Raw genomic sequence first — 23,038 nt, 5'->3', positions numbered from 1 at the left:
GTCCTCTCACAGGGTGTCTGTCGTCAGAGCTCGGGGAGCAGAAGTGTTGGGGGAGTTCAGCAGGAGGTGTGGCAGGCCCGTCGCCGGGTGGGTGACAACGGTCCCGGACACCTCGAAGACGGCCGCCAGCAGATCCGGCGTCAGCACTTCGACGGGTCGGCCCTGGGCGACCACGCCGCCGTCGGACACCACTGCGACACAATCGAAATGGCGCAGGACGAGGTCGAGGTCGTGCATCGCTGCCAGCACGGTGGCGTCGAGTTCGTCGAGGATCTCCATCAGCCGCAGGCGCCAGGCCGCGTCCAGATGATTGGTGGGTTCGTCGAGCACCAGGACCGGCGTCTGCTGTGCGAGCGCACGGGCGAGGACGACGCGATGCCGCTCGCCGCCGGACAGGTGGGTGCACGAACGGGAGCCCCAGCCGTCGAGGCCGACCTGCGCGAGCACCGCGCCGACCACCGTCGAGTCGTCGGGGCTCCCGGCCGACCAGGCCGAGCGGTAGGGGGTCCGGCCAAGGCCGACCGCCTCGGCGACGGTCAGTTCGGCCGAGGGCTGTTCCTCCTGGCCCACCACCGCTATCGAGCGGGCCCGCTGCCGCGACGGGAGTCGATGCAGGTCCTCGCCACCCACGTCGATGGTGCCGGCGACGGGACGTTCGAGCCCACACAGCGTGCGCAACAGGGTGGTCTTGCCGGAACCGTTGGGGCCGACGATGGCCAGTCGGGTGCCCGCCGGGACGTCGAGATCGACATCGCGCAGGACGACGCGGCCGCCCCGTCGACACGCGAGTGCGTTCGCGCGCAACGCCATCGAGCGGATCGGTGGTGGATTGGTCATGAGCCGCCGCCGAACACATACTGGCGTCGACCCATGAGGAACAGGAAGATCGGCGCGCCGATCAACCCGGTGACGATGCCCAGGGGCATCTCCCGAGGCGCGGCCGCGACCCGCGAGATGACGTCGACCCACACCAGGAACAGCGCGCCGCCGCATACCGCCACCGGCAGCATCGCGCGGTGGGTGGCGCCGACGAGCAGCCGGGCGGCGTGCGGGACGATCAGACCGACGAAGCCGATCCCACCCGCCACCGCGACGAGCACGCCCACCAGGACGCCCTGGATCCCGAAGAGCGCGTTGCGCATCGCGCGTACCGGTACACCCAGCGACGTCGCGGTGTCGGTGCCGGCCGCGTAGGCGTCGAGCCAGGAGTGGATGGCGAGCATCGCCACGATGGTGACCAGCACGACCACCCCGGCGATCTGCACCTTCGCCCAGGTGGCGCCGGCGACGCTGCCGAGCATCCAGAACATCACGTTGTCGGCGGCGTGGGGATCCGCGGCGGTGAACACGAGGAGCGACGACAACGCCATGAACGCCGAGGACAACACGACGCCGGACAGGATGAGTCGCAGCGCGGTCAACCCGCCCTGGGCGCGGGCGACGAGGTACACCGTGACGGTGGCCGCGAGCGCGCCGAGGAGCGCGCCGCCGGAGAGTGCCCACACCCCGAGGCCGCCCAGCACGCCGAGGGTCATGACGGCGGTGGCCCCGACCGCCGCGCCGGCGGACACGCCGAGCAGGTACGGCTCGGCGAGGGGGTTGCGGACCAGGGCCTGCATGAGAGCGCCGGCCAGTGCGAGTCCGGCGCCGACGAGCGCGGCCAGGACGGACCGCGGCAGCCGGAGATCCCAGATGATCACCGCGTGCGCGGAATCGGTCTCGGCGCCGGTCAGGCGTCCGGCGACGGTGTGCCAGACGTCGCCGACGGGGATGGTCTCGGCGCCGAACGCGGTGGCCAGGGCGATGCTGAGGAGCGTGAGGACGAGCAGAACTGCGGCTAGCGGCGTCGACGGGAGTCGCCGTACCGGCGGGGCGGTGGCGATCTCGGTCGTGCCGTCGATACGACGGGACACGGACTGTACTGCCTTACGGTCTGGGTATCTGTGCGCGAGATACACGGTGGACTCGAGCGAGAGCGGCCGGTATTCGGACTCGGGTTCGTCCGGAGCCGGCGCCTTCCCGGGTCGCCCCAGTGGCTGTGTGCCGGTTCCGTCCCCCATACCGCTGCGCGCCAGTCCCGGATTCGCACCGGATTCCCTGACACCCACGTGTGCGGGTGTGACCGTTCTCGCCGCACACGCTATCAACACCGTCCAGCGGATCGGTGGGCGGTCGGCGTGCGTCCCCGGACAGCGGCCGTGCGAGGACCTACGCTGGATGCCGACGATCGATGAACCCGACGCGGAAACGGTGAACCGATGGACGTACGAGACACGAAGCTGGCCATCATCGGGGCGGGTGCGGTGGGCACCGCGATCGCCTACTCCTCGCTCATCCGGGGTGTTGCACGGACCATCGCGCTCCTCGACATCAACGCCGCGAAGGTGACCGCCGAGGTGCTCGACATGTCCCACGGGCTCGAGTTCGTCCCGCGTGCCGACATCATCGGCTCCGACGACGTGTCGGTGTGCGCGGACGCCGACGTCGTCGTCTTCACCGCCGGTGCGAAGCAGAAGCCGGGTCAGTCGCGTCTCGAATTGGCCGAGGCCACAATCGGTCTGACGCGCGCCATCCTCCCGGGGGTGCTCGAGGTGGCCCCGAATGCGATCTACGTGATGGTCACCAATCCGGTCGACGTCGTCACCTACGCCGCCCAGCAGATCAGCGGGTTGTCGCCCAGCCGGATCTTCGGCTCGGGCACCGTGCTCGACTCGTCCCGGCTGCGTTTCCTCATCGCGCAGCATTGCGGTGTCGCGGTGCAGAGCGTGCACTCCTACATCGCCGGCGAGCACGGCGACACCGAGATCCCGCTGTGGAGCTCGGCGACGATCGGTGGGGTGCCGCTGACGTCGTGGACCCCGCTGCCCGGTCGTCCGGCGCTGGATGTGGTTGCACGCGAACGCATCCACCACGAGGTCGTGCATGCCGCCTACACCATCATCGAGGGCAAGGGGGCCACGAACTATGCGATCGGTCTGGCGTCGACGCGCATCGTCGAGGCGATCCTGAACAACGAGCACCGGGTGCTGCCGGTGTCGACGCGGACCGACGGGATCGAAGGACTCGACGGAGTGTGTCTCTCGCTGCCGACCGTCGTCGACCGCGGCGGCGCCCAGACCCGGCTCGACGTCCCGCTCTCGGATGCGGAGCGAGCCGGTCTGCTCGCGTCGGCGGAGACGCTGCGGGGGATGCAGGCCCGGTTCGGGCTGTAGTCGGGGTCAGGCCGGCACGGTGGTGCGCAGGAACTGCAGCTGGTCGGCGACGACCTTCTCGAAGTCCTCGCCGATGTAGATGTCGAAGTGCCCGACCGGGTATCGGATGACCCGGGCTCCGGGTGCGCGCCGCGCGTAGGCGATCGTCGAGCGTGCCGGTGCCACCGTGTCCCCGTCGCACACGCACAGCAGGGTCGGGCAGTCGAGATCTTTCAATGCCCGGCCGGGTGAGTGCAACGGAATGGTCAGTCCGACCCGCGCGGCCACCTCGTTGGGCAGTTCGAGACCGTCGGGAACCAGTGGGAGATATCCCGACACCGCGTCCGGTGCGGTCATCAGCGCCGCCGATCCCGGTTCGCCGGCCAGGCCGACCATGACCGGCGGCCTGCGCAGTGCGGATCCGGCCAGATCCGCGAGTGCCCGAACGGTCACCTTCGCCCCGGACACCACGCCCAGGGCCGCGGTCGACGCAGGTCCGCTGGTGAATGGGCACTGGGAGATCACCGCTGCCACCCGGCCGTCGCGTTTGCCGGCGACGAGCACGTGTCCGCCGCCGAAGGAGGTGCCCCACAGCACTATTCGTGAGGTGTCGACGCCGGCGAGAGTTCGTGCGAAGGCGATCGCCGCGGCCCAGTCATCGAGCTGACGGCGAATGGACAGGAGCTGGCGCGGTTCGCCGTCGCTGTCCCCGAAGTGGCGGTAATCGAAGACCAGACAGGAGTATCCGGCTTCGGTGAACCGTTCGGCGAAGGCATCGAGCCGCATCTGCCGGACCCCGCCGAGGCCGTGTGCCATCACGATGACCGGGGCCGGTGTGGCTCCCTCGGGCCGGTACCACCATGCTCGGCACGTCGTACCGTCCGAATCGAACTCGACGTCGTTCCTGATCATCGTTCCCCCGCTGGTCGATGTGTGGTCTGGGCGGACTTTATCAACACACGTTGTCATGCAACAGAGGCGGCGGCCCCCGCGACCGTGGACCCTGGTCGCTCGGCGTGTCCGTCGGCCGGACCAATCTTCGCGTCGAGCGCGTCTTTCATCGGCCGGACCCCGTAATGTCACCTCGTCACGATGAGGTGTCGGGGGACACACAGAAAAGGTCAAGCACGATGCGTTGCTCGCGAAAGATGGTTCTCGGATTCCTGGCCGCGGCGTCCATGACGGTCGCTCCGCTGATGGTGGCGGCGCCCGCCTCGGCGGCAACCGATTACGCCAACTGCTCAGAACTCAACGCCGACTATCCGCACGGTGTCGGCCAGACGGGCGCCGTCGACTCCACGTCGGGTACGCCGGTCACGAACTTCACCGTCGATGACGACCTGTACGACGCGAACTCCGAGTCCGATCGCGACAAGGACGGCATCGCCTGCGAGAAGCGCTGAGCGCGACCAGCGGCTGACGACGTCGCGGTCGACGTGCGCCTGCCGCCGGACATGCAGGCGTTAGATTCGTGCTCATGGCGGCCCGACTCGACAGGTTTCTGAGCAGCGCACACCCGGACATCGCGATCGCGGCCGCGCTGCTGTTCGTGGCCGGCTTGATCGACGCCATCGCGTTCTTCGTGCTCAAGGGCAGCTTCGTCGCCTTCATGTCGGGCAACTCCACCATCATGGGTGCCTCGGCCGCGGCGGGCCGGTGGTCGACCATCGCTCTCGTCGCCGGACTCGTGGTCGCGTTCTTCAGTGGTGCTGCCGGGGGTGCGGCGATCAGCCGCTGGGGCGGGAACCACGCTCCGGTGTGGATTCTCGGGGCGGTGACCGGCGCGCTTCTCGCCGGCACCGTCGTCGCGCTCACCGCGTCGCCGACCGCCGGGATGGTCGTCGTCGCGGTGGCCACCGGTGCGATCAACTCGGCGCTGTCGCACACGTCGACAGTGCAGGGCGGACTGACCTACGTCACCGGCACCCTGGTGAGGTCGGCACACGAACTGGTCGCGTCACTGGGCACCGATCGGCCGTGGGCATGGGTGGCGGTGTTCTGGATGTGGCCGGTGTTCGTGCTCGGCGCGGTGTGCGGTGGATTCGCCGAACGACACTGGGGTGTCGCCGGGCTGTGGGCCGGGGTCCTGATCGCCGCCTGCGCCCTGCTCTTGCGCGTCGTCGAGACGTCGTCTCGAGGCAATTCGCGCTCAGAGGGAACCGAACGGGCCGCTGGATAGTCTGAAACACATGCGCGACGACAAGCTGCTCACCCGGATCTCGGCCCTTCTGCGTCAGGCGGAGAACACCGACAACGAGCACGAGGCCGAGACCTTCATGCAGGCCGCCCAGCGGCTCGCGACCGCATCGTCGATCGACCTGGCCGTGGCCCGCGCCCATGATCCCGCGGCGCGCAAGAAGGTCACCCCCATCAGTCGGCAGATCGCCATCGGCGAACCGGGCAAGCGTGGACTGCGCACCTACGTGCAGCTCTTCGTGGCCATCACCGCTGCCAACGACGTGACCGTCGACGTGGCGAGCAACTCGACCTTCGTCCTCGCCTACGGCTACGAAGCCGACATCGACGCCTGCGAAGCCCTCTACACGTCGTTGATCGTGCAGATGGTCGCTGCCAGCGACGCGTACCTGCGATCGGGGGCGTACAAGGGCGAGACGTTCGCGCGGGTCGTCACCCGGGGGAGCGGGTGGCGTGCCCGGCGGGTGATCGAGGAGAAACCGCTGTCGCCGATCACGGCGCGCCTGAACTTCCAGTCGGCGTTCGCCGAACGCATCGGCAAGCGTCTCACCGAGGCCCGCGATGCAGCCCGTGCCGAGGCCATCGCCGCCGAACGCGACTCCGGCGAGTCGACTCGTTCGACGGCGGTCGCGTTGCGCAACAAGGAGATCGAGGTGACCGACTTCTATCGGACGGAATCGAGCGCGCGCGGCACCTGGCGTCCGTCGAGCGCGTCCGCGGGATACTCGGAGGCCGCGCGCCGGGCCGGCGACCACGCGGGACGACGGGCGAAGATCGGTGCCGACCGGGAATTCGGCGGCGCCCGCGGCGCGCTCGAGGGTTAGGGCTCGACGCCGGCGGCGGAGTCCTCCGCGGGCCTCGCGCCGGGCCGGTCGTACCACGCCACCGACGGTTGCGGGACGAACGGTGTCGGGGTGCCCGCCCACCGCCGCACCCATCGGCCGACGCGCCCCTCGTCGGTCGCCGCGGCGTGCACGACGATGGCGGTGACCACCAGGATCAGTGCGAACACGAACAGCCAGCTGATCGCGACGAAGACGATGCCGAGGGTGCCGTAACTGCGGATCGTGCCCGCGGCCAATGTCGGCAGCGCGACGCGGCTACCGGCGAGCAGCACGGTGATGAGGAGGCCGGTGCCGAGTCCGTTGAGGACGAGCAGCTTCATCGGCACCTGCGACGACACCAGGAGCCGGGGGATGAACGTGAACGTGGCCGACCAGATCAGCAGGGTCACGGCGGCGACCAGCACGATCCCCAGGACGCCGTGGTCGCCGACATGCACGCCGAAGATCGAGGTGGCCTGCAGTCCGGTGGACAGGCCCTGCACGGTCACCGCCGCGGGGATGAGGAAGACGACGACGACCCACCGCCAGAAACTGCGCCACGGCAGTTTGGCGACGTCCCAGATCGACACATACATTCGGCCGAGGGCACGGGACAGGGAGGTGGCGCCGGCGATGGTCATCAGCGCACCGATGATGCCGAAGGTCGTGGCCGATGTCGGGTCGTCGATCGTGGGCGCGTCGAGACTGCTGGCGGGGATACCGAGTTCGGTGAGCGCGTCGTCGACGACGTCGGTGCCCGGCAGGGTGAGCACGAGGATCACGATCGGGAGGATCGAGGTGAAGGCCTGCGCTGCCAGCGTCATCGATCGGTCGGTGAGGTTCCCCCGGGCGATGTCGATGACGATGCGGAGCACCAGGGAGGCGCCGGGCAGTCGCATCACGCGCTCGCGAACTGCATCGAGATCGGGACGGCGCATGAACTCTCCCATCGGCTCCGGGGTGAGCTTCGGCCCGCTCGCTTCGCTCCCGGCGCCGGGTACGTTCCATCATGGGCGATGCCGTGACTGAACGTGACACCGGGCGCGCCCGATTCTATGAGGCCGAGCACCTCGTGCACCGTCTGTTCGACAACGTGTCGTCGTCGCGGACGGTGCAGCTCGCCGGCACCGAGGTGACTCTCCCCGCCGAGGTTCGGTTCGCCTCGATCGACGCCGTCGACGACTACGTGCGCAGGGTGCTCGAGCTACCCGGGGTGCGGTCGAGCTTCGAGCGTGCGGCTCAACCGGTCTCGGTCCGCGAGCGGCGCGGCCAGCGGTCCGCGCACTACGCCGCCCGGGTTCGCAGATCCGACGGCGTGCCGGTCGGCGCCGAGATCGCCATCCCGTCCGCGGCCGAGGGGCGCTGGGCGCTGCGCGAACTGGTGGTGCTCCACGAGCTCGCCCACCACCTGGACGGCACGACCGGTCCGGCGCACGGACGCGGATTCGTGCTGACGCTCATCGAACTCGTCGGGCTCGTACTGGGGCCCGAAGCCGCGTTCGTGTATCGCGTCGTGCTGTCGGACTCCGGAGTCGGCTGACCGGCAGATCCACCGCCGATCGACAGGTCCACCCCCGGGTACGGCGGTGGACCTGTCGACCAGTGATGGATGTGCGCGAGTCCTAACGCGTCGTCGCCTCCCGGTCGGCGGCTCGCTGGAACTCGAGATCGTCGGATGCGCAGGCCAGACAGATCGGCGCGTGACCCGCGGACGGGTCGCGGTCCATCTCGTAGGCGATGTAGCTGTCCTCGCAGCGATGGCACCGGATGCGTGCCTCCCACATGTCGTCGACCTCGTCGCGGGGATCGTGCGGACGCACCATGGTGAACCAGCCCTCGCGGCGGAACGCCAGAGCCACCGCATAGATGAGACCGGCCACGACGAACGCGATGGGTGACGCCCAGACGGCGCCGAAGGTGCCGCCGAACAGGACGAGTGCGATGCCGATCACGGACGCGACCGCCCACGCGCCCACGCCTGCTGGGTTCACCGTCGGGACTCGACCCGGACGGAACTCCAGCGAATCGGCCGGGATCCTGCGCAGACGCATCCAGCCGATGTGCGTCAGCGCGATGGCGACCCACCCCACGATGAGGACACCCTGGTACTGCAGGGAAGTGGTGATCCAGGACAGCACGTTGGTCAGCATCATCAGGTAGACGATCACCGCGACGACACCTACCCAGAAGGTCCTGGGCATCGAGAACTTGACGGTCCGGGCGAAGAAGTTCTGGAAATTGGTGGACGCCAGGTAGAAATTGCCGCTGTTGACCCGAGTCTGGCTGACGACGACCCACAGCAGACCCCAGATCCCCATCATGCCGACGATCCCGAGGATCGCCGACTCCTCCGAGAGAGGTCCGGCGATGGTGATGGTCTGGGCGAGGAACATCCCGACAGCCGCGTTGACCAGGAGCGTGACGACATAGAACGGGGTGCCGAAGGACACGCGGGCATTGAAGCCGGCATCCTGCGGGCGGCCGAATCGGGCGTAGTCCCAGGCCATCATGGTGACGACCCAGACGCCCATGTAGATGACGAAGGCATACCACCAGCCGGGCACCCCGAGATCGGCTGCGGCTTCCGGCTCATAGGTGAGCCAGTCGTTGCTGTAACCGTATTCGGCGATCGCCCACACCACGGAACCGACCAGTCCGATGACGTAGAGCGGCAGCAGGACCCCGTTGAGCCGGTCGAGCCAGGTGGCGACGCCGCGCCACGCCAGGGGCGCCTGGTATGCGACGACCACGAACGCCCAGAACGCGATCGGGAGACCACCGAAGTAGGCGTGCAGGGCCGATGCGACGATCGCACCCTCGGCCACCACGTAGTAAGCGATGGTGATCCCGAACAGGGCTGCGGCGAAAGCGGATCCGGCGCGACCGAACACGACGCGGGAGAACAGCGAGACGCTGGTCCCGGTCTGGTTGGCGAACTTGGCGGCGACGGAGTTGATGGCACCGTAGGCCACCACCGAGAGTCCGATGCCGATGAGGGCGTCGGTGGCGCCCACGGAGAGGGAGACGGTGGCGCCGACGACCACGAAGAACATCGCGCTCATCAGGCCGAACCAGGCCATCGACACCGACGAACGCGACGTTCGCCACGAGTTGGGCACGATGTGCATGGAGTAGTCCTCGGCGGCGGCACGAGCCAGGACCTGGGGATCGTCGGTGTAGGTGACGTCCAGGGGCGGAACCCCGCCCGCCCTGGAGGATGAAATATCGAGAGTCATTGCTTTCCTAGGTGTTCGAGTGGTGGTCAGATGCGAAGCCAGCGGCGGGTGGATGGCGTCGATGCCACCACCCGCCGCTGGGTGTCGTACGAATCGGTCCCCGGAGCGGGGGGATGTCAGACGGTTGCCGGCTCCGACACCGTCAGCGTGCCCGGGACGAAATCGACGGCGGGGTCATCGGTCCAGTGGATGACGGTGCGCCGCTGCAACATCTGCCGGAACTGGGACGTCGTGTTGGTGAGCACCGCACCGCTGCCCCAGTCCAGGATCACGCCGTACTGGCGGACGCAGTCCATCTCGTTGATCAGACCGGAGCGATATTCTCCGGAGACCGCCTCCGGGTCACGCTCGATCCATGCATGCCGATTGCTGCGGATGTACTCGCGCGCACCAATGGTGGCTTCGAGATCGACTTCGTAGGCGAAGATCTCGGGATCGACCTCCTTGATGACCACGCCGTAGTCCTTCTCCGCGCGGGCGATCGAGACGTAACCGTCGATGACGTCCTCCAGCACCGCGTCGACGTCACGCTGGAGCGGGTCGCCGAGGCCGCCGCCACCGGCCGATGGGCGGGTGAACTCGTCTCCGGACTTGATGGGGACCGCGGCGAAGATCGAGCCGAGGTATTGCTCGTCGTCGGTGCCCTTGTTGAGCCAGACGCCATGGGGGATCGACGGCAGGCCGCCCCACAGTCCCCAGGTGACCGACCGTTCGCGATCGCAGCAGTAGGACATGACGGTGTTGTCGCTGGCCCACAGCTTTCCGCCCTTCTCGGCGCCGAGTCCGCCCCGGAACTTACCGGGGCCGCCGGAGTCGGGCACCAGGTCGTGGCACGACGTCAGAACCGGGGCCAGCCGTTCCTGTCCCTCGAAAGGCTGTGTGCCGTACTGGACTCCGAAGACGGCTGCGGACGCGTTGTAACCGTCGGCGCCGTTGCGGGCGCCCCAGCCGCCCATCATCCAGTCGTACCACATGAAATTCGGATTGCCTTCTCCGCGTTGATCGCGACCGCCCACCAGGAGGTACTCCAGGTTGAACGTGCAGGCCATCGCGCGCTCGGGCTGGATGTCCGACCAGATCTCGAAGACCGAACTCATGATCTTCTCGAACGGGCCCGAGCAGAAGCCGGCACACGGTGACGGCCAGTCGGCATTGACCACCGACCCGAGCGGCCCGAGGTCCGCCGTCACGACGCGGTAGAACCCGGAATTCAGTGGGATGTCCGGGAATTGCATCTTGGTACCGGCGACGATGCCGGCGAACGACCCGCCGAATCCGGCGTTGAGCATCGACGAGATCGACGCGTGCGACTCGCTGAGGTCGTAGTGGACGGTGTCCCCGGAGATCGTCATCCGTGTCTTGATCGGGATGAGGCCTTCGCCGCGCGCCGGGTCCTGGTCGATGTAGTCCTCGGTGTACCAGACCCCGTCCGGGAGCTCGGCGATCTTGGCGCGGGTGAGATCCTCGACGTAGTCCTGCACCTCGGCCATCGCGGTCTTGATGGTCTCGACGCCGTACTTGTCGCACAGACGCTGGATCTCGCGCTCGGCCACGCGGGTCGCCTCGGCCTGTGCCTGCATGTCGCCGATGATGTCGCGCGGGTTGCGGGTGTTCTTCGCGATGAGATAGGCCACGTCCTCGAGGAACAGGTCCTTGCTCCACAACCTCGTCGGCGGGATCCGCAGTCCCTCACCCATGTGATCGAGTGCTTTGACGTTGAACGATCCGGGAGTGGCACCGCCGACGTCGGCCCAGTGGCCGTTGGCCTGGGCGTAGCCGAGGAGTTCACCTTGGTAATAGATGGGCCGGATGATTCGGGTGTCGTTGAAATGGCTTCCGCCCTCGTAGACGTCGTTGATCACGAAGACATCGCCGGGATGGATGTCGCCTTCGAACTGCCGGATGACCGCCTTGGCGGTGTAGTGCAGGGTTCCGACGTGGGCGGCGATGTCGCCGGTGCCCTGCATGACCGTGTTGCCCTCGGTGTCGCAGAGGGCCGAGGAGAAGTCCCGCGAGTAGATGACGAACGAGTAGCAGGTGCGCAGGATCTGTTCGGCCATCTGGTCGACGGTGTTGATGAAGGCGTTCTTCAGCACCTCGAAGGTGACCGGGTCGAGTGTTGTTGCCATGGTGTGGTTTTCCTGTTCTGTCAGAGTCGATGGGAGATCACTCGGCGGCGGTGAGCAGGAGGTTGCCCCACTCGTCGACCCGCGCGGAGGTCCGCGGCGGGACGACGGTCGTCGAATCGAGCTGGTCGACGATGCACGGCCCGGTGAGTACGGCTCCGGGCGGCAGGCCGGCTCGGTCATAGACCGGCGTGGCCAGTCGTGCGACCTCGTCGGGGAACAGCACGTCCCGCACCTCGAGGGGTTCCGGGGTGAAGGTCTCTGGATCGACCAGGTCGGCGGGGGCCGCGTCCATCCGCGGCGTGAGTCCGATGGCGCGCAACGAGATCCGGTAGATCTCGACGCCGGTGTCCTCCGCCGCGAAGTTGTGCTCCTTGAGATGTGTCGCGTGGAAGGTCGCGACGACCTCGTCCAGGCTTGTCAGCGGCATCGAGACCGGCACCGCGATCGCCCGCCACTGTCCCTCGTAGCGCATGTCGAGGTAGTACTCGAAGAGCATGTCGTCGGGATCGACGTGCTCGGCCGTCAGACGCTCCCGTCCCTCCTCCTGCAGTTCGGCGAAGGTGGCGGTGAGGTGGTCGAGGTCGGCGCCCGCGGCGTCGGCGAGATACATCCGGGTGATGTCGTGCTGGATGTCGACCAGCATGCAACCCATCGCCGAGGTGACTCCCGGGTGCGGCGGGATGATGACGGTCGGGATGCCCAGGTCCTTGGCGAGATAGGCGGCGTGCAGGGGTCCGGCTCCGCCGAAACCGACCAGCGCGAAGTCCCGCGGGTCGTGGCCCTTGCGGATGGAGATCAGGCGGATCGCGTCGGCCATGTTGGCGTTGGCGACCTTGATGATCGACTGGGCCGCCGTCTCGACGTCGAGACCCAGTGGTGCCGAGATCTTCTCCAGGGCGGCCCGCGCCATCGACTCGTCGAGCTCCTTCACGCCGCCGGCCAGCTTCTTGCCGACGGTGCCCAGGATCAGGTTGGCATCGGTGTTGGTGGCGAGATCCCCGGACGCGCCGTAGCAGGCCGGCCCGGGGTCGGACCCCGCGGATTGTGGACCGTTGCGCAGTGAACCGGCGTCGTCGAGCCAGGCGATCGAACCGCCCCCCGCGCCGATGGTCAGCACTTCGATGCTGGGGAAGCAGATCGGGTGGCCGAACGCGACGCTCCACATGTTGGTCGTTGCCAGCACGCCGTTGTCGGTGAGCGACACGTCGGTGGAGGTCCCGCCCATGTCGAACCCGATCGAGTTGTCGAACCCGCACGTGCGGGCGATGTGTCGACTCGCGATGGCTCCCGCCGCGATGCCGGAGGCGGCCAGGCGGGCGCCGTATTTCTCGGCCATGGTCGGGGTCATGACCCCGCCGCCCGAATGGAGCAGCAGGACGTCGTTGTCGTATCCGGCTTCGGCGAGCCGGCCCTCGAGCGTCCGGGCGTAGGGGCCGATGATCGGGACCAGGGCGGCGTTGGCGACCGTCGTCGAGAACCGCTCGTACTCGAAGATCTCCGGCAGCACATCGCTCGAGGTGGTGATCGACACACCCGGCAGTTCCTCGGCGAGGATCTCGGCCATCCGGTTCTCGTGGGCGGGGTTGGTGAAGGAGTTGACGAAACAGACTGCCACGGTCTCGATCTCGCGTCGGCGCAGGATGCGGGCGACCTCGCGCGCGGAGCCCTCGTCGAGCGGCTCGAGGACGGTGCCGTCGTAACCGATCCGTTCGGGAACGGTCAGGCGGTGGCGACGCGGGACCACCGGCGGGGCGACCTCCTGGTACGGGTCCCAGGACTCACGGTCGCCGCGCCGGATCTCGATCACGTCCCGGAACCCCTCGGTCGTCACCAGCGCGACCTTCGGGAACTTCCTCGTGATGAGCGCGTTGGTCGCGATCGTCGTTCCGTGCGAGAAGAATTCGACATCTTCCCACGCGACGCCGGCCTGCTCCATACCGGCCAGCACGCCCTCGATGGGATTGCTCTGGGTCGGATACTTGGCCGTGACGATCGTGCCGTCGGACTGCTGGATGAAGACGTCGGTGAACGTCCCACCGATGTCGACGGCGGTGCGGACCTTGTCGGTCCGGCTGATGGCTTTCGTCATGGGTACTTCCTCGTGGCTCAGCGGTCTCGGGACGCTCATCACGAAACCCGGCGCGGCGCTGTCGAACAATTGGCTCACCAGCCAGTGGTGCGGCGCGCAGGGCTGGACGGACGCACGCGACCGACCGGCCGCGAGCACGCGACCTGCACGAACCGTCGTACTCGGCGCGTAACGCGGATGTGTCCGACATGGACCGGAAACGTGATGTCACACAACGGAAACAACGACGATGGTGCCCGGTCGGGTGGTGAGAACGACTGCGAGCGCCGATAATCGACGAACACCGATGGCGGCGAGGAGGCGATGGGATGGCGACCGTGGGCGACGTCGTCATCGGCGTGGGTCTGCTGTCGGTCACGCCGGGGGCCGCCGGGCGGACGCGACACGTCGAGGTGTCCGGCACCTGCGAGGCCGGCCGGATCGAGCCCGCGGACGTCGGCGCGGGCGACATCGTGCACATGGGGTCGACGGGATGGCCGGCTGTGGGCGCGCCGGAGGTGTTCGCGGCGACCCTGCGGCAGCGCGCAGCGGCCGCCGTGGTGGTGGACACCGACGACGACAACCTTTCCGCCGAGTTCGTGTCGGCCTGCGTGAGTCACGGTGTGCCGATCTACATGCTCCCCAGGACCAAGACGTTCCGTGACGTCGAGGTGGTCGTCACGCCGCATGCCGTCGTCGACGACACCGTCGGCGAATCCGGTCCGGTGGCCTCGATTCTGGCGTCCCTCGGAGCGTTTCACCGCGCGTCGGGCATCAGCGGGGCGGTGCTCCTCGACGGCGCGGTCCTCACCGCATCGTCGGCGACCGTCGATACCGATCTGCTGAGGAAGACCACCGCGTTGACCCCCGCCGTCCTGCATGCGATCGGTGGAACCGCGGCGGCCCTGCACATCACCCTGCCGAGGTCTGGTGCGGCGCTGGTCCTCTCGAACCCGCGCCGCCGACCATTCGAATCGACCCGGGTCCGCAAACTCGCGAACGACATCGACGCCGATGCGCACCTGCTGCGGGTGAACCGGGCGATGCGCAGACCGTTGGAGGGGGGCCTCGTCCGCGAGCTGATCGAGGCGCGGATCCCATCGTCGGCGATGGATTCGTGGGTGGGGTCCTTCGGCTACGGGCCGGGCGATCGCGTCCACTCGGTGGCGGTGGTCATCGGTCCGCACAGCGACACCTCGTCGGCGCGGGTCGTCGACGCCCTGCACGACCTGGGCGCCTGCGCCGGGTTGGCAACCGTTGCAGCAGCACATGACTCGGTGGCCTACGCGCTGATCAAGACCGGCACGGAGAAAGACTCGGTGCCACCGGCGGGACGCGACTTCGACGCACATCTGCAGGTGTTCACCGACGTCTTCGTCGCCCGGCACGCCGAGCTCGCCGTCGGCGGCAGCTCCTACGTCATCCGGAGCAGCGACGACCTGACCAGGGGGCTCATCAACGCGCGACAGATGGCCGAGCGGAACTCCCGCGCCGACGACGAGTCGCCGGCCACGATCGCGCTTCCGGTGCCGCTCGCCGCGACATTGCTGGCCGGTGACCCGGAACGGTCGGCGGAGCTGCGCCGTTCGCTGCTCGATCCCGTCCTCGCCTACGACAGGGAGAAGGACACGAGCTACGTGTCGACCCTCAGCACGTTCTTCGCGCTCGACTGCCACTCCGGCGCGACGGCCAACGAACTGGGCATCCACATCAACACACTGCGATATCGGCTGTCGCGCATCGAGAAGCTGACCGGACGTGGCTTGCAGTCGATGGTCGATCGCACCGACTACTACCTGGCCCTATGCGTCGGCGAGACGTCCCGCGGACGGGGGGACCGGAGCCGGCGGCCGACTCCCTGACCACCACGGATCGGGCTGGCGTGCGGCGAAGTCGGCGATGACCTCGTACCTGCCACCCGCGGCACGACCGACATAGGACGGGTGCGAGCTGTAGTGGTTGGCGCGGAAGAAGAACGGCGCGCCTTCGGGATTCTCCTCGAATCGGATGCCGATCAGGGCGCGGGACAGGGCGTCGACGTCGAGCGATCGGGCCTGCTCGGCGGCCAGCGCGAGCGCGTGCACCGCGTTGAAGGCCCCGACCTGGGCGGCGTGACTCCAGCGCTGGCCCCGCACGTCGGCCAGCTCGCGCCGGAACGTGTCGTTCACCGGCGACGACAGCTCGGCGAAGTAGGTCGCGACCATGTAGTGACCGTCGCTGACCGCGGTCGGCATGTGGGCCAGGTCCAGCTCGGTGGTGACGGTCGCCGCGATCGGCATCGTGTCCGCGGTCAATCCGCCGAGGTGGTACTGGGTGTAGAAGGCCGTCGTCGAGTCGGCGCCGACGAGATTGCAGACCACCACGTCGGGTCGCACGCGTCCGATGTCGTCGATGATCGATTCGAACCTGGTCTCTCCGAGGGGTGCATAGCGGTCGCCGACGATCTCGATCCCGAGGCTCCCGGCGAGTCGGCGGATGGCTTCGGCCAGAACCCGCGGATAGATGTAGTCCGAGCCGGCGATGTATACGCGCCGGCCGAGAGTGCCGGCGATCCACGCGAGATAGTCGGCGACGTACTGGTTGGGTGCGGCACCGCAGTAGAAGATGCGCGAGTCGGTCTCTTCGCCCTCGAAGTAGGTGGGATACATCAACAGCGAGGCGTTCGCATGGATGGCCGGGGTCAGCGCCAGGCGTGCCGCCGAGGTGTACCCACCGACGATGGCGTCGACGTTCTCGGTGGTGCACAGATGATCCACCCCGCGGGCGGTCGACGACACCTCGGAGTGGTCGTCATAGATCGCGACCTGGACGTCCGAGCCCAGAACGCCACCGCGCGAGTTGATCTGGTGGACCGCGAGCATCGCCCCGTCCAGGATCGACTGCTCCATCTCCGCCTGGGCGCCTGACAACGAATACAGCATGCCGAGTCTCACGTCGGTCCCCGATCGGCGCGATCCGTGTGCATGGCAGCCACTATGCCAGTTGGGCCGCCCCTCGGCTTGTCCGGCGAATGCCCTCAGCGCAGCCCGTCGCCGGCCAGCAGCGTCAGGTGGCTCGGGTGGTCGGGGTCGAGGACCAGACGCTGATGGCGACGCCCGCGTGCCTTGATGAGATCGGGTACCAGGGTCAGGTAACGCGGCAGGCTCGCGGCGTAGACATCGACCCGGAGACGATGGCCCGGCTGGAGGACCGCATCGGTGGGGACGAGGTCGACGTCGATGCGGATCGCTTCGTCGGCGGGTACGGGCAGCTTGCGCTTGCGGGACAGGTAGTGGTGCGCCGAGAGCAGGCTGCCGTCGTCGGCGTAGGTCGACTTCGACTGGTCCAGAGCGCGATTCGACGCCGACAACGCACCGTTGGTCAATACGACCGACGTGCCGTCGGGAGCGACATCGTTGACGGTCACCGCCCAAATGGCCTCGTGTGCGGTCGTCGCGACGTTGAGCCGGAGGTTCATCGCGCCGCTGATCGGGGTGGCCTCGCCGACCGGCTCCGTGGTGAACGACAATGCGCCACGCTCCTGGTATCGCGCATCCCGGGCGAAGTCGGCGCCGAGGGCGAGCGTCGCGCCCGCGGTCACCTGGGTCATGTCGCGGGAGCGGAGGCCCCGGCTGTCCGGGCGCACGTGCAGGGACGACACAGACTGTGCGGGAGCGGTGCTCAGTGAACCGTCGTGGACGCAGTGATCCGCGGTCGACGACGGTTCGCCGGTCAGGTAGAGCCGGGTCGGGGCCACCCCGGGACGGGGGAAGCTCTGCCCCGCGGTCCATGCGCCACCCTGCTGCAGCATCGTGACCGGCCCGTAGTACTCGATCCCGTTGCGGTGTCCCTTGAGCCAGCGGTCGAACCACGCGCGTTCGAGGACGTCGAGGCGTGGCGGCGCGAACTGCCCGCCGTAGCCCGACCCGACGTCGAGGTGATAGCCGTCGCCGACGATCATCTGTTTGCGGCCCGGCTCCATCTGCAGACGTTCGTACACCCCGGTTGCGCTGCGGCCGAACAGATCATGCCAGGCTCCGACGGTGAAGGTCGGCGCCTCGATGCGGTCGACGATCGGGTCGCGGTCATCGAAGTACGGGTCGTCGAAGATGCGGGGATCGCGTGCGGTGAGGAATCCCCACAGCAGCGAGGGGATCTCGGTGGCCGGGGACTTCACCCGATCGATCGCCCAGCGCACCGCGTCACCGCGCACGAGGTCGCGGATCACGTTGGCGGGGTTGGGAACCCACTTGAGCATGTTGACCGCGGACAGCCACACCGGGATGAAGGCCGACGGCATGCCGCCGGTGATGTAGATGTCGCGCACCAGGTCGTCGCACCCCTCGACGGCGAACACGGCCTTGAGTGCGGCGGGCCGCTTGTCGGCGGCCTGCAGCGAGTTGATGGCGGAGTACGACCAGCCCGCCATCCCGACGGTCCCGTCGCACCACTCCTGCCCGGTCACCCAGTCGATGACCTCCACCGAGTCCTGTTGCTCGCGAGGACCGAGGATCTGCCATTTGCCGAGGCTCGCACCGGTACCGCGGACGTCGACGACAACCTGCACATACCCGCTGCGCACCAGGTTGCGGTTGATGCCGAAGACGTCGAAGACGCCACCCGACAGCGTCTGCGTCAGCGTCGTGAGGCCCTCGAGGGCCGTTCCGGTCCCGTCGATGGAGCGGGAGGCGGTGTGCAACGCCTTCCCGAGCACCGGCGCGTGGAGGGTCTGGTCGATGAAGTCGATGGCCGCGCGGTTGTACGGGTTGATGTTGATGACCGCGGGGTACGGCGTGAGGACCGTCTGACCGAACCGGTTGGCGGGCCGGATGACCGTGGCGCGCAGGACCACCCCGTCACTCATGGTGATGGAGACGTCGCGGTCGATGACGACCCGAGGGTAGAGCTGCTTGCCGTCGACCTGCTCGCGCCAGCGGATGCCGTCGGCGCCGCCGGTGGGATCGCCGAGGGGGAGGGTGCCGAAATGCGGCGCACCGGTGGTGCGGGTGCGCGTCGACGGAACGACACGTGCGCGCGACCGTGTGGGATCCAGCTGGTACGTCATGGTGCATCACCCTGCCTGGGATGAGGTGACGCACCCGCGGGTTGTTGCACGGATCGAGACGGCCGGGTGGACACCGACACCCCGTCGTGTCGGTCGCTTGCTTCCCGGCCCGTCCGCTGGCTGCGGATTACAGTGTGGTCCAGGTCACTTCACGCATTTGCTGAAGGATAACTCAGCGTCGATATCGGATGGCTAACGAGGTGGCGTCTTTTGGTCATGGGCGAGTGTGTTCCTGGTCACATTCGGGTAAACCAAGGTCGATGGCGGCGGCCGCCTCGAGCACCATCCACGCCGACAGCTGGACCGACAGGTCTCGCTCCGGGATCTCCGACGGATTGACCGCACCCTCGACGAACTGGGCTTTTGCCCCGTTGCCGGTCGGGATCACCGCTTGCCGGCGCCAGTCGCTGGAGAACACCGCGTGGCCGGCGACCTCGCGGCGGTTGGCCCATGCGGCGTCGGCGCTGCGGGTGACGATCCGGGCGGCGCGCTCTCGCAGGTCATCCGAACCGTCGACGTCGGGCAGGTCGGTGGCGACGAGTGCCAGGTAACGGGCCAGCACGCCGTGGAAGAGCCCGCCGTCCCCGCCGCCGCCTCCGTTGATCACCCCGTCGGTGCAGGAGTGGCGTTCGACGGCGCCGAGGAGCCGGGTCAGACGGTCGAGGTGCCGACGATCTCCGGTCGCACGCAACGCCTCCAGCTCGGCGCCCAGGACGACGCCCTGACAGTAGGTGTAGGTGCCGGTCTCGGGCTTCAGCGAACCGTCGGGAAGCTTCTTGAGTCCGTCGATGACCAGATGGGTGTCGGGATCGATGAGGTTGGCGTCCATCCAGTCGCACATCGCCACCGCGCGCTCGACGTGACCCGTGCGCGCCAGCAGGATCGCGGCCGGACCGTTGGCCGGCGCGTTGAAGAACTGATCGGCCTTGCGCCACGGGATTCCGCCGCCGTCGTCGGGCACCCACGCGTCGAGCATCTGGCCGGCGAGGGTGCGGAGTCCGCCCGCGTGGTCGAGGTGAAGGTGACGGTCGGCGCGTTCGATGGCGAGGCCGAGCCAGGCCATGTCGTCGTAATAGTTGTTGGTCCAGCGGCCGCCGTTGCGGATTCGGATGCCGCGCAGCAGCCGGTTGACGTCGTCGGCGACGTCGGGGTCGAAGGAACGGTCCGCTCCCACTCGGTGGATCGCGGCGTCGACGAGGAGGTCCACGAGGTGCGCGTGCCACCAGTAGTGCCAGGATCCGAACTGCGCCTGCATTCGTCCGATCGGCCATGCCACGGCCGCGGCGCGTGTCCCCGGCAGCCAGAACGCGCGTTGCAGATGCCGGTCGTAGACGGCGCTCGCGGCGGCCGCTGCGCGGCCGTTCGGGTCGTGCCGGTCCGGCGATTTGGATTGTTCGTCCACGTCCGCGTAGCCTAGTCGTCGATGTGATGCACACCCGTGTGTCGTATCGGTTCAACCAGAGACCGTTGGTCGTCGGGATTTCCCGGACGAAGGCGCGACGAGGTCGCCGGCCCACGCAGGATGAACGAGGAATGTCGCCCCACACGAACAGTGTGTGCGTTCACGCCCCGTGCCTGTGTGCCGGGGCGTTTGTCATCTCCGCCCTCGATCGCCTCCCGTTGCCCGTCGCTCTCTTGTTGGACTCGACCAACTCATAGTGACGAGGAGAGGAGGCGAAGTATGGCCAAGTCCGAAAAGGTCGCCGCAGTTGCGGAGATCGCGGAGCAGTTCAAGAGCTCCACGGCGACGGTTGTCACGGAATACCGTGGCCTGTCCGTCACCCAGATCAGCACGCTGCGACGTTCCCTCGGTGAGGGTGCAACCTACTCCGTCGCCAAGAACACCCTGGTGAAGCGTGCCGCTGCTGAGGCGGGCGTGGAAGGGCTCGACGAGCTGTTCACCGGTCCGACCGCCATCGCCTTCATCGAGGGTGAGCCGGTCGTGGCCGCGAAGGCGATCAAGACTTTCGCCAAGGACAACAAGGCGCTGGTCATCAAGGGCGGGTACATGGACGGCCGCGCGCTGTCCATTGCCGAGATCGAGCAGATCGCCGACCTTGAGACCCGTGAGGTCTTGCTGGCCAAGCTCGCCGGTGCCATGAAGGGCAACTTGGCAAAGGCTGCCGGTCTGTTCAACCAGCCGGCTTCGCAGGTGGCGCGCCTGGCCGCGGCCCTGCAGGAGAAGAAGAACGAAGCCGGCGAGACCGAATAGGTCGCCCGCCGCACCACCGCAATCCCCGAACCGTACGGGGATGAACACCAAGCCCCGTACGGGGACATACAGGAAGGACGCCGATCATGGCGAAGCTCACCGCTGACGAGCTCATCGATCAGTTCAAGGAACTGACCCTGCTGGAGCTCAGCGATTTCGTGAAGAAGTTCGAAGAGGTCTTCGAGGTCACCGCGGCTGCTCCCGTCGCCGTCGCCGCTGCCGGTGCGCCGGCTGCCGGTGGCGCCGAGGCTGCTGCCGAGCAGGACGAGTTCGACGTCATCCTCGAGGGTGCCGGCGACAAGAAGATCCAGGTCATCAAGGTCGTCCGCGAGGTCGTCTCGGGCCTGGGCCTGAAGGAAGCCAAGGACCTCGTCGAGAGCGCTCCGAAGGCTCTGCTGGAGAAGGTCGACAAGGAGGCCGCCGAGGCTGCCAAGGCCAAGCTCGAAGAGGCCGGCGCCAAGGTTTCGGTCAAGTAAGACCGAGTCACGCGCAAGCGTTCACGAGCCCGGGACAGCATCGCTGTCCCGGGCTCGTTGCTGTCCGAGGGGTCGTAACGCCGAGTTCGGTTCGTTCGAATCAGTAACAGACATCACGTCGACACCCCGCCCGCCGAGCATCGTCCGGCGGGCGTCGGGTCGTCGATCCGATGTTCCGCAGGTGGAGCCCAGGTCTGCGGTGGCCGTCACATCGGGGGCCGTGACCCGACTTCCCTCACCGCGAACCATCGGATATTGTCATCGTCGCGGCGAGAGTTACCGGGCGGTAGGTTTCCCCGCAGCCAATGCTGAGAACCATGCGGTGGCGTTGTGGGGTGGGTCAAGTCGGTTAGAGTGACCGCAACCACAAATGCCACCGGTTGGTGCGCGGTCACACCGTGGCCGCCTCGGGGGCAGCGATCGTCTGGAGGAATTGTGGGTGTTGAGGTCAGCGTCGAAGGACTCACCAAGTCGTTCGGTTCGCAGAACATTTGGCGTGATGTCTCTCTGACCCTGCCGGAGGGGGAGGTCTCCGCGCTTCTGGGTCCGTCGGGTACCGGTAAGTCGGTGTTCCTGAAGACCTTGATCGGTCTGCTGCATCCCGAGCAGGGGTCGGTGATCATCGATGGCACCGACATCACGCAGTGTTCGGCCAAGGAGCTTTACGAGATCCGCAAGCTGTTCGGTGTGCTGTTCCAGGACGGTGCGTTGTTCGGGTCGATGAGTTTGTTCGACAACATCGCGTTCCCGCTTCGTGAGCACACGAAGAAGAAGGAGAACGAGGTCCGCGACATCGTGATGGAGAAGATCGACCTCGTCGGTCTGACCGGTGCCGAGGACAAACTCCCGGGTGAGATCTCCGGTGGTATGCGCAAGCGTGCCGGTCTGGCGCGTGCGCTGGTGCTGGATCCGCAGATCATTCTGTGTGACGAGCCGGACTCGGGTCTGGATCCGGTGCGTACGGCCTACATCAGCCAGTTGCTGATCGACATCAACGCCCAGATCGATGCGACGATCCTGATCGTGACGCACAACATCAACATCGCGCGGACGATTCCGGACAACATCGGCATGTTGTTCCGCAAGGAGTTGGTGATGTTCGGTCCGCGTGAGCAGTTGCTGACCTCGGAGCAGCCGGTGGTCAAGCAGTTCCTCTCCGGTGACCGGTTCGGTCCGATCGGTATGTCGGAGGAGAAGGACGAGGCGGTGCAGAAGCAGGAAGAGGCGATGCAGGCCGCGGGTATCTCCGGTGGTGGTACCAAGGAGGACTTCACCGAGATCATCCCGCAGGTGCAGCCCAATCCCGGTATGCCCGAGCGCAAGGCGATCGCCCGTCACCGCGAGCGCGTCCATCAGATGCTTCCCGACCTGCCGCAGAACGCCCAGGAGGCGATCCGCCGCAGCCAGGAACAGGAAGACCAGATCCGCGAGGAGAGCCGCGCCCACGCCGACAACATGGCGAACGGCAACGACCCGGGCGCGAACAACCAGGGCGGCAATGAGTGGACCCCCGCGCAGGGAAATGTGGCGGTCGCGGATTCCAAGACCGACGTCATCGACTACGGCGGCAGTGATGCCCCGACCGAGCAGTGGCACACACCCGGTGATGCACTGACCAAGCCCAGCCATCGTGCTGATGGGAACGAAGGGCGGAATCCCTAA

General features: G+C 67.6%; 19 protein-coding genes and 1 riboswitch. Of the genes, 9 read left to right on the top strand and 10 right to left on the bottom strand.

The window, feature by feature from the left end; translation table 11 throughout:
* Window positions 1-6: 6 nt before the first annotated feature.
* On the bottom strand, window positions 7-810 hold the full coding sequence (locus tag ABIC25_RS06435; protein ID WP_435529052.1) for an ABC transporter ATP-binding protein: 804 nt from the start codon (window positions 808-810) through the stop codon (window positions 7-9).
* 23 nt (window positions 811-833) lie between these two features.
* The gene (locus ABIC25_RS06430) at window positions 834-1,913 is read right to left on the bottom strand and encodes a FecCD family ABC transporter permease (protein ID WP_354560520.1); all 1,080 of its coding nucleotides are present in this window, start codon (window positions 1,911-1,913) and stop codon (window positions 834-836) included.
* A 47-nt stretch (window positions 1,914-1,960) separates the two neighbouring features.
* Window positions 1,961-2,142, bottom strand: a riboswitch (cobalamin riboswitch).
* Between the two features lie 116 nt (window positions 2,143-2,258).
* Here ABIC25_RS06430 and ABIC25_RS06425 point away from each other — a divergent pair.
* Window positions 2,259-3,212 carry an L-lactate dehydrogenase gene (locus ABIC25_RS06425; RefSeq protein ID WP_101820155.1) on the top strand — a complete coding sequence of 318 codons (954 nt, stop codon included), beginning with the start codon at window positions 2,259-2,261 and terminating at the stop codon, window positions 3,210-3,212.
* A 6-nt stretch (window positions 3,213-3,218) separates the two neighbouring features.
* On the opposite strand, the gene ABIC25_RS06420 is transcribed toward ABIC25_RS06425, so the two are convergent.
* On the bottom strand, window positions 3,219-4,103 hold the full coding sequence (locus ABIC25_RS06420; RefSeq protein ID WP_354560518.1) for an alpha/beta hydrolase: 885 nt from the start codon (window positions 4,101-4,103) through the stop codon (window positions 3,219-3,221).
* A gap of 218 nt (window positions 4,104-4,321) precedes the next feature.
* Between ABIC25_RS06420 and ABIC25_RS06415 the strand changes: the two genes are divergently transcribed.
* From ABIC25_RS06415 to ABIC25_RS06405, 3 genes are all read left to right on the top strand, one after another.
* Window positions 4,322-4,594, top strand: a complete 273-nt coding sequence (locus tag ABIC25_RS06415) for an excalibur calcium-binding domain-containing protein (RefSeq protein ID WP_354560517.1) — start codon at window positions 4,322-4,324, stop codon at window positions 4,592-4,594.
* Between the two features lie 74 nt (window positions 4,595-4,668).
* Entirely contained in the window at window positions 4,669-5,370 is a 702-nt protein-coding gene (locus tag ABIC25_RS06410) for a YoaK family protein (RefSeq protein ID WP_354560515.1), read from the top strand.
* Window positions 5,371-5,380: 10 nt separating this feature from the next.
* The gene (locus tag ABIC25_RS06405) at window positions 5,381-6,211 is read left to right on the top strand and encodes a DUF2786 domain-containing protein (protein WP_239399898.1); all 831 of its coding nucleotides are present in this window, start codon (window positions 5,381-5,383) and stop codon (window positions 6,209-6,211) included.
* Here the strand turns inward: ABIC25_RS06405 and ABIC25_RS06400 are convergent.
* Window positions 6,208-7,149, bottom strand: a complete 942-nt coding sequence (locus tag ABIC25_RS06400) for a YhjD/YihY/BrkB family envelope integrity protein (protein ID WP_354560513.1) — start codon at window positions 7,147-7,149, stop codon at window positions 6,208-6,210. The two genes, ABIC25_RS06405 and ABIC25_RS06400, sit on opposite strands and share 4 nt — an antisense overlap.
* An 83-nt stretch (window positions 7,150-7,232) precedes the next feature.
* Here ABIC25_RS06400 and ABIC25_RS06395 point away from each other — a divergent pair, with 83 nt between their 5' ends.
* Window positions 7,233-7,751: a TIGR04338 family metallohydrolase gene (locus ABIC25_RS06395; RefSeq protein ID WP_354560512.1), complete on the top strand. Its 519-nt coding sequence runs from the start codon at window positions 7,233-7,235 to the stop codon at window positions 7,749-7,751.
* Window positions 7,752-7,833: 82 nt separating this feature from the next.
* Here the strand turns inward: ABIC25_RS06395 and ABIC25_RS06390 are convergent, their stop codons facing one another.
* The 3 genes from ABIC25_RS06390 to ABIC25_RS06380 all read right to left on the bottom strand — a co-directional run bounded on the left by ABIC25_RS06390 (window position 7,834) and on the right by ABIC25_RS06380 (window position 13,665).
* On the bottom strand, window positions 7,834-9,447 hold the full coding sequence (locus ABIC25_RS06390; protein WP_004021723.1) for a purine-cytosine permease family protein: 1,614 nt from the start codon (window positions 9,445-9,447) through the stop codon (window positions 7,834-7,836).
* A gap of 116 nt (window positions 9,448-9,563) precedes the next feature.
* On the bottom strand, window positions 9,564-11,576 hold the full coding sequence (locus tag ABIC25_RS06385; protein ID WP_239399892.1) for a hydantoinase B/oxoprolinase family protein: 2,013 nt from the start codon (window positions 11,574-11,576) through the stop codon (window positions 9,564-9,566).
* 37 nt (window positions 11,577-11,613) lie between these two features.
* On the bottom strand, window positions 11,614-13,665 hold the full coding sequence (locus ABIC25_RS06380) for a hydantoinase/oxoprolinase family protein (RefSeq protein ID WP_354560510.1): 2,052 nt from the start codon (window positions 13,663-13,665) through the stop codon (window positions 11,614-11,616).
* 308 nt (window positions 13,666-13,973) lie between these two features.
* Here ABIC25_RS06380 and ABIC25_RS06375 point away from each other — a divergent pair, with 308 nt between their 5' ends.
* A complete protein-coding gene (locus ABIC25_RS06375; RefSeq protein WP_354560508.1) occupies window positions 13,974-15,506 on the top strand; it encodes a PucR family transcriptional regulator in 1,533 nt (510 codons plus the stop codon).
* Here ABIC25_RS06375 and ABIC25_RS06370 read toward each other — a convergent pair.
* The 3 genes from ABIC25_RS06370 to ABIC25_RS06360 all read right to left on the bottom strand — a co-directional run bounded on the left by ABIC25_RS06370 (window position 15,447) and on the right by ABIC25_RS06360 (window position 20,090).
* The gene (locus ABIC25_RS06370) at window positions 15,447-16,565 is read right to left on the bottom strand and encodes a transporter substrate-binding protein (protein WP_239399886.1); all 1,119 of its coding nucleotides are present in this window, start codon (window positions 16,563-16,565) and stop codon (window positions 15,447-15,449) included. The genes ABIC25_RS06375 and ABIC25_RS06370 overlap by 60 nt on opposite strands.
* Before the next feature lie 95 nt (window positions 16,566-16,660).
* Entirely contained in the window at window positions 16,661-18,688 is a 2,028-nt protein-coding gene (locus ABIC25_RS06365; protein WP_033206350.1) for a CocE/NonD family hydrolase, read from the bottom strand.
* Window positions 18,689-18,902: 214 nt separating this feature from the next.
* The gene (locus ABIC25_RS06360) at window positions 18,903-20,090 is read right to left on the bottom strand and encodes a glycoside hydrolase family 76 protein (protein ID WP_354560506.1); all 1,188 of its coding nucleotides are present in this window, start codon (window positions 20,088-20,090) and stop codon (window positions 18,903-18,905) included.
* 279 nt (window positions 20,091-20,369) lie between these two features.
* Here ABIC25_RS06360 and rplJ point away from each other — a divergent pair, with 279 nt between their 5' ends.
* The 3 genes from rplJ to ABIC25_RS06345 all read left to right on the top strand — a co-directional run bounded on the left by rplJ (window position 20,370) and on the right by ABIC25_RS06345 (window position 23,038).
* Window positions 20,370-20,900, top strand: coding sequence for a 50S ribosomal protein L10 (rplJ, locus tag ABIC25_RS06355; protein ID WP_004019499.1), 531 nt, complete (start codon window positions 20,370-20,372; stop codon window positions 20,898-20,900).
* An 86-nt stretch (window positions 20,901-20,986) separates the two neighbouring features.
* Window positions 20,987-21,376, top strand: coding sequence for a 50S ribosomal protein L7/L12 (gene rplL, locus ABIC25_RS06350; protein ID WP_004019500.1), 390 nt, complete (start codon window positions 20,987-20,989; stop codon window positions 21,374-21,376).
* Window positions 21,377-21,811: 435 nt separating this feature from the next.
* Window positions 21,812-23,038 carry an ABC transporter ATP-binding protein gene (locus ABIC25_RS06345; protein ID WP_064569568.1) on the top strand — a complete coding sequence of 409 codons (1,227 nt, stop codon included), beginning with the start codon at window positions 21,812-21,814 and terminating at the stop codon, window positions 23,036-23,038.

Origin of the sequence: Gordonia sp. PvP123, from assembly GCF_040547295.1 — a bacterium.
Taxonomy (GTDB): Bacteria; Actinomycetota; Actinomycetes; order Mycobacteriales; family Mycobacteriaceae; genus Gordonia; species Gordonia terrae.
Note: the sequence above shows the minus strand (reverse complement) of the source record. Positions and strands in the feature narration are given on the sequence as shown.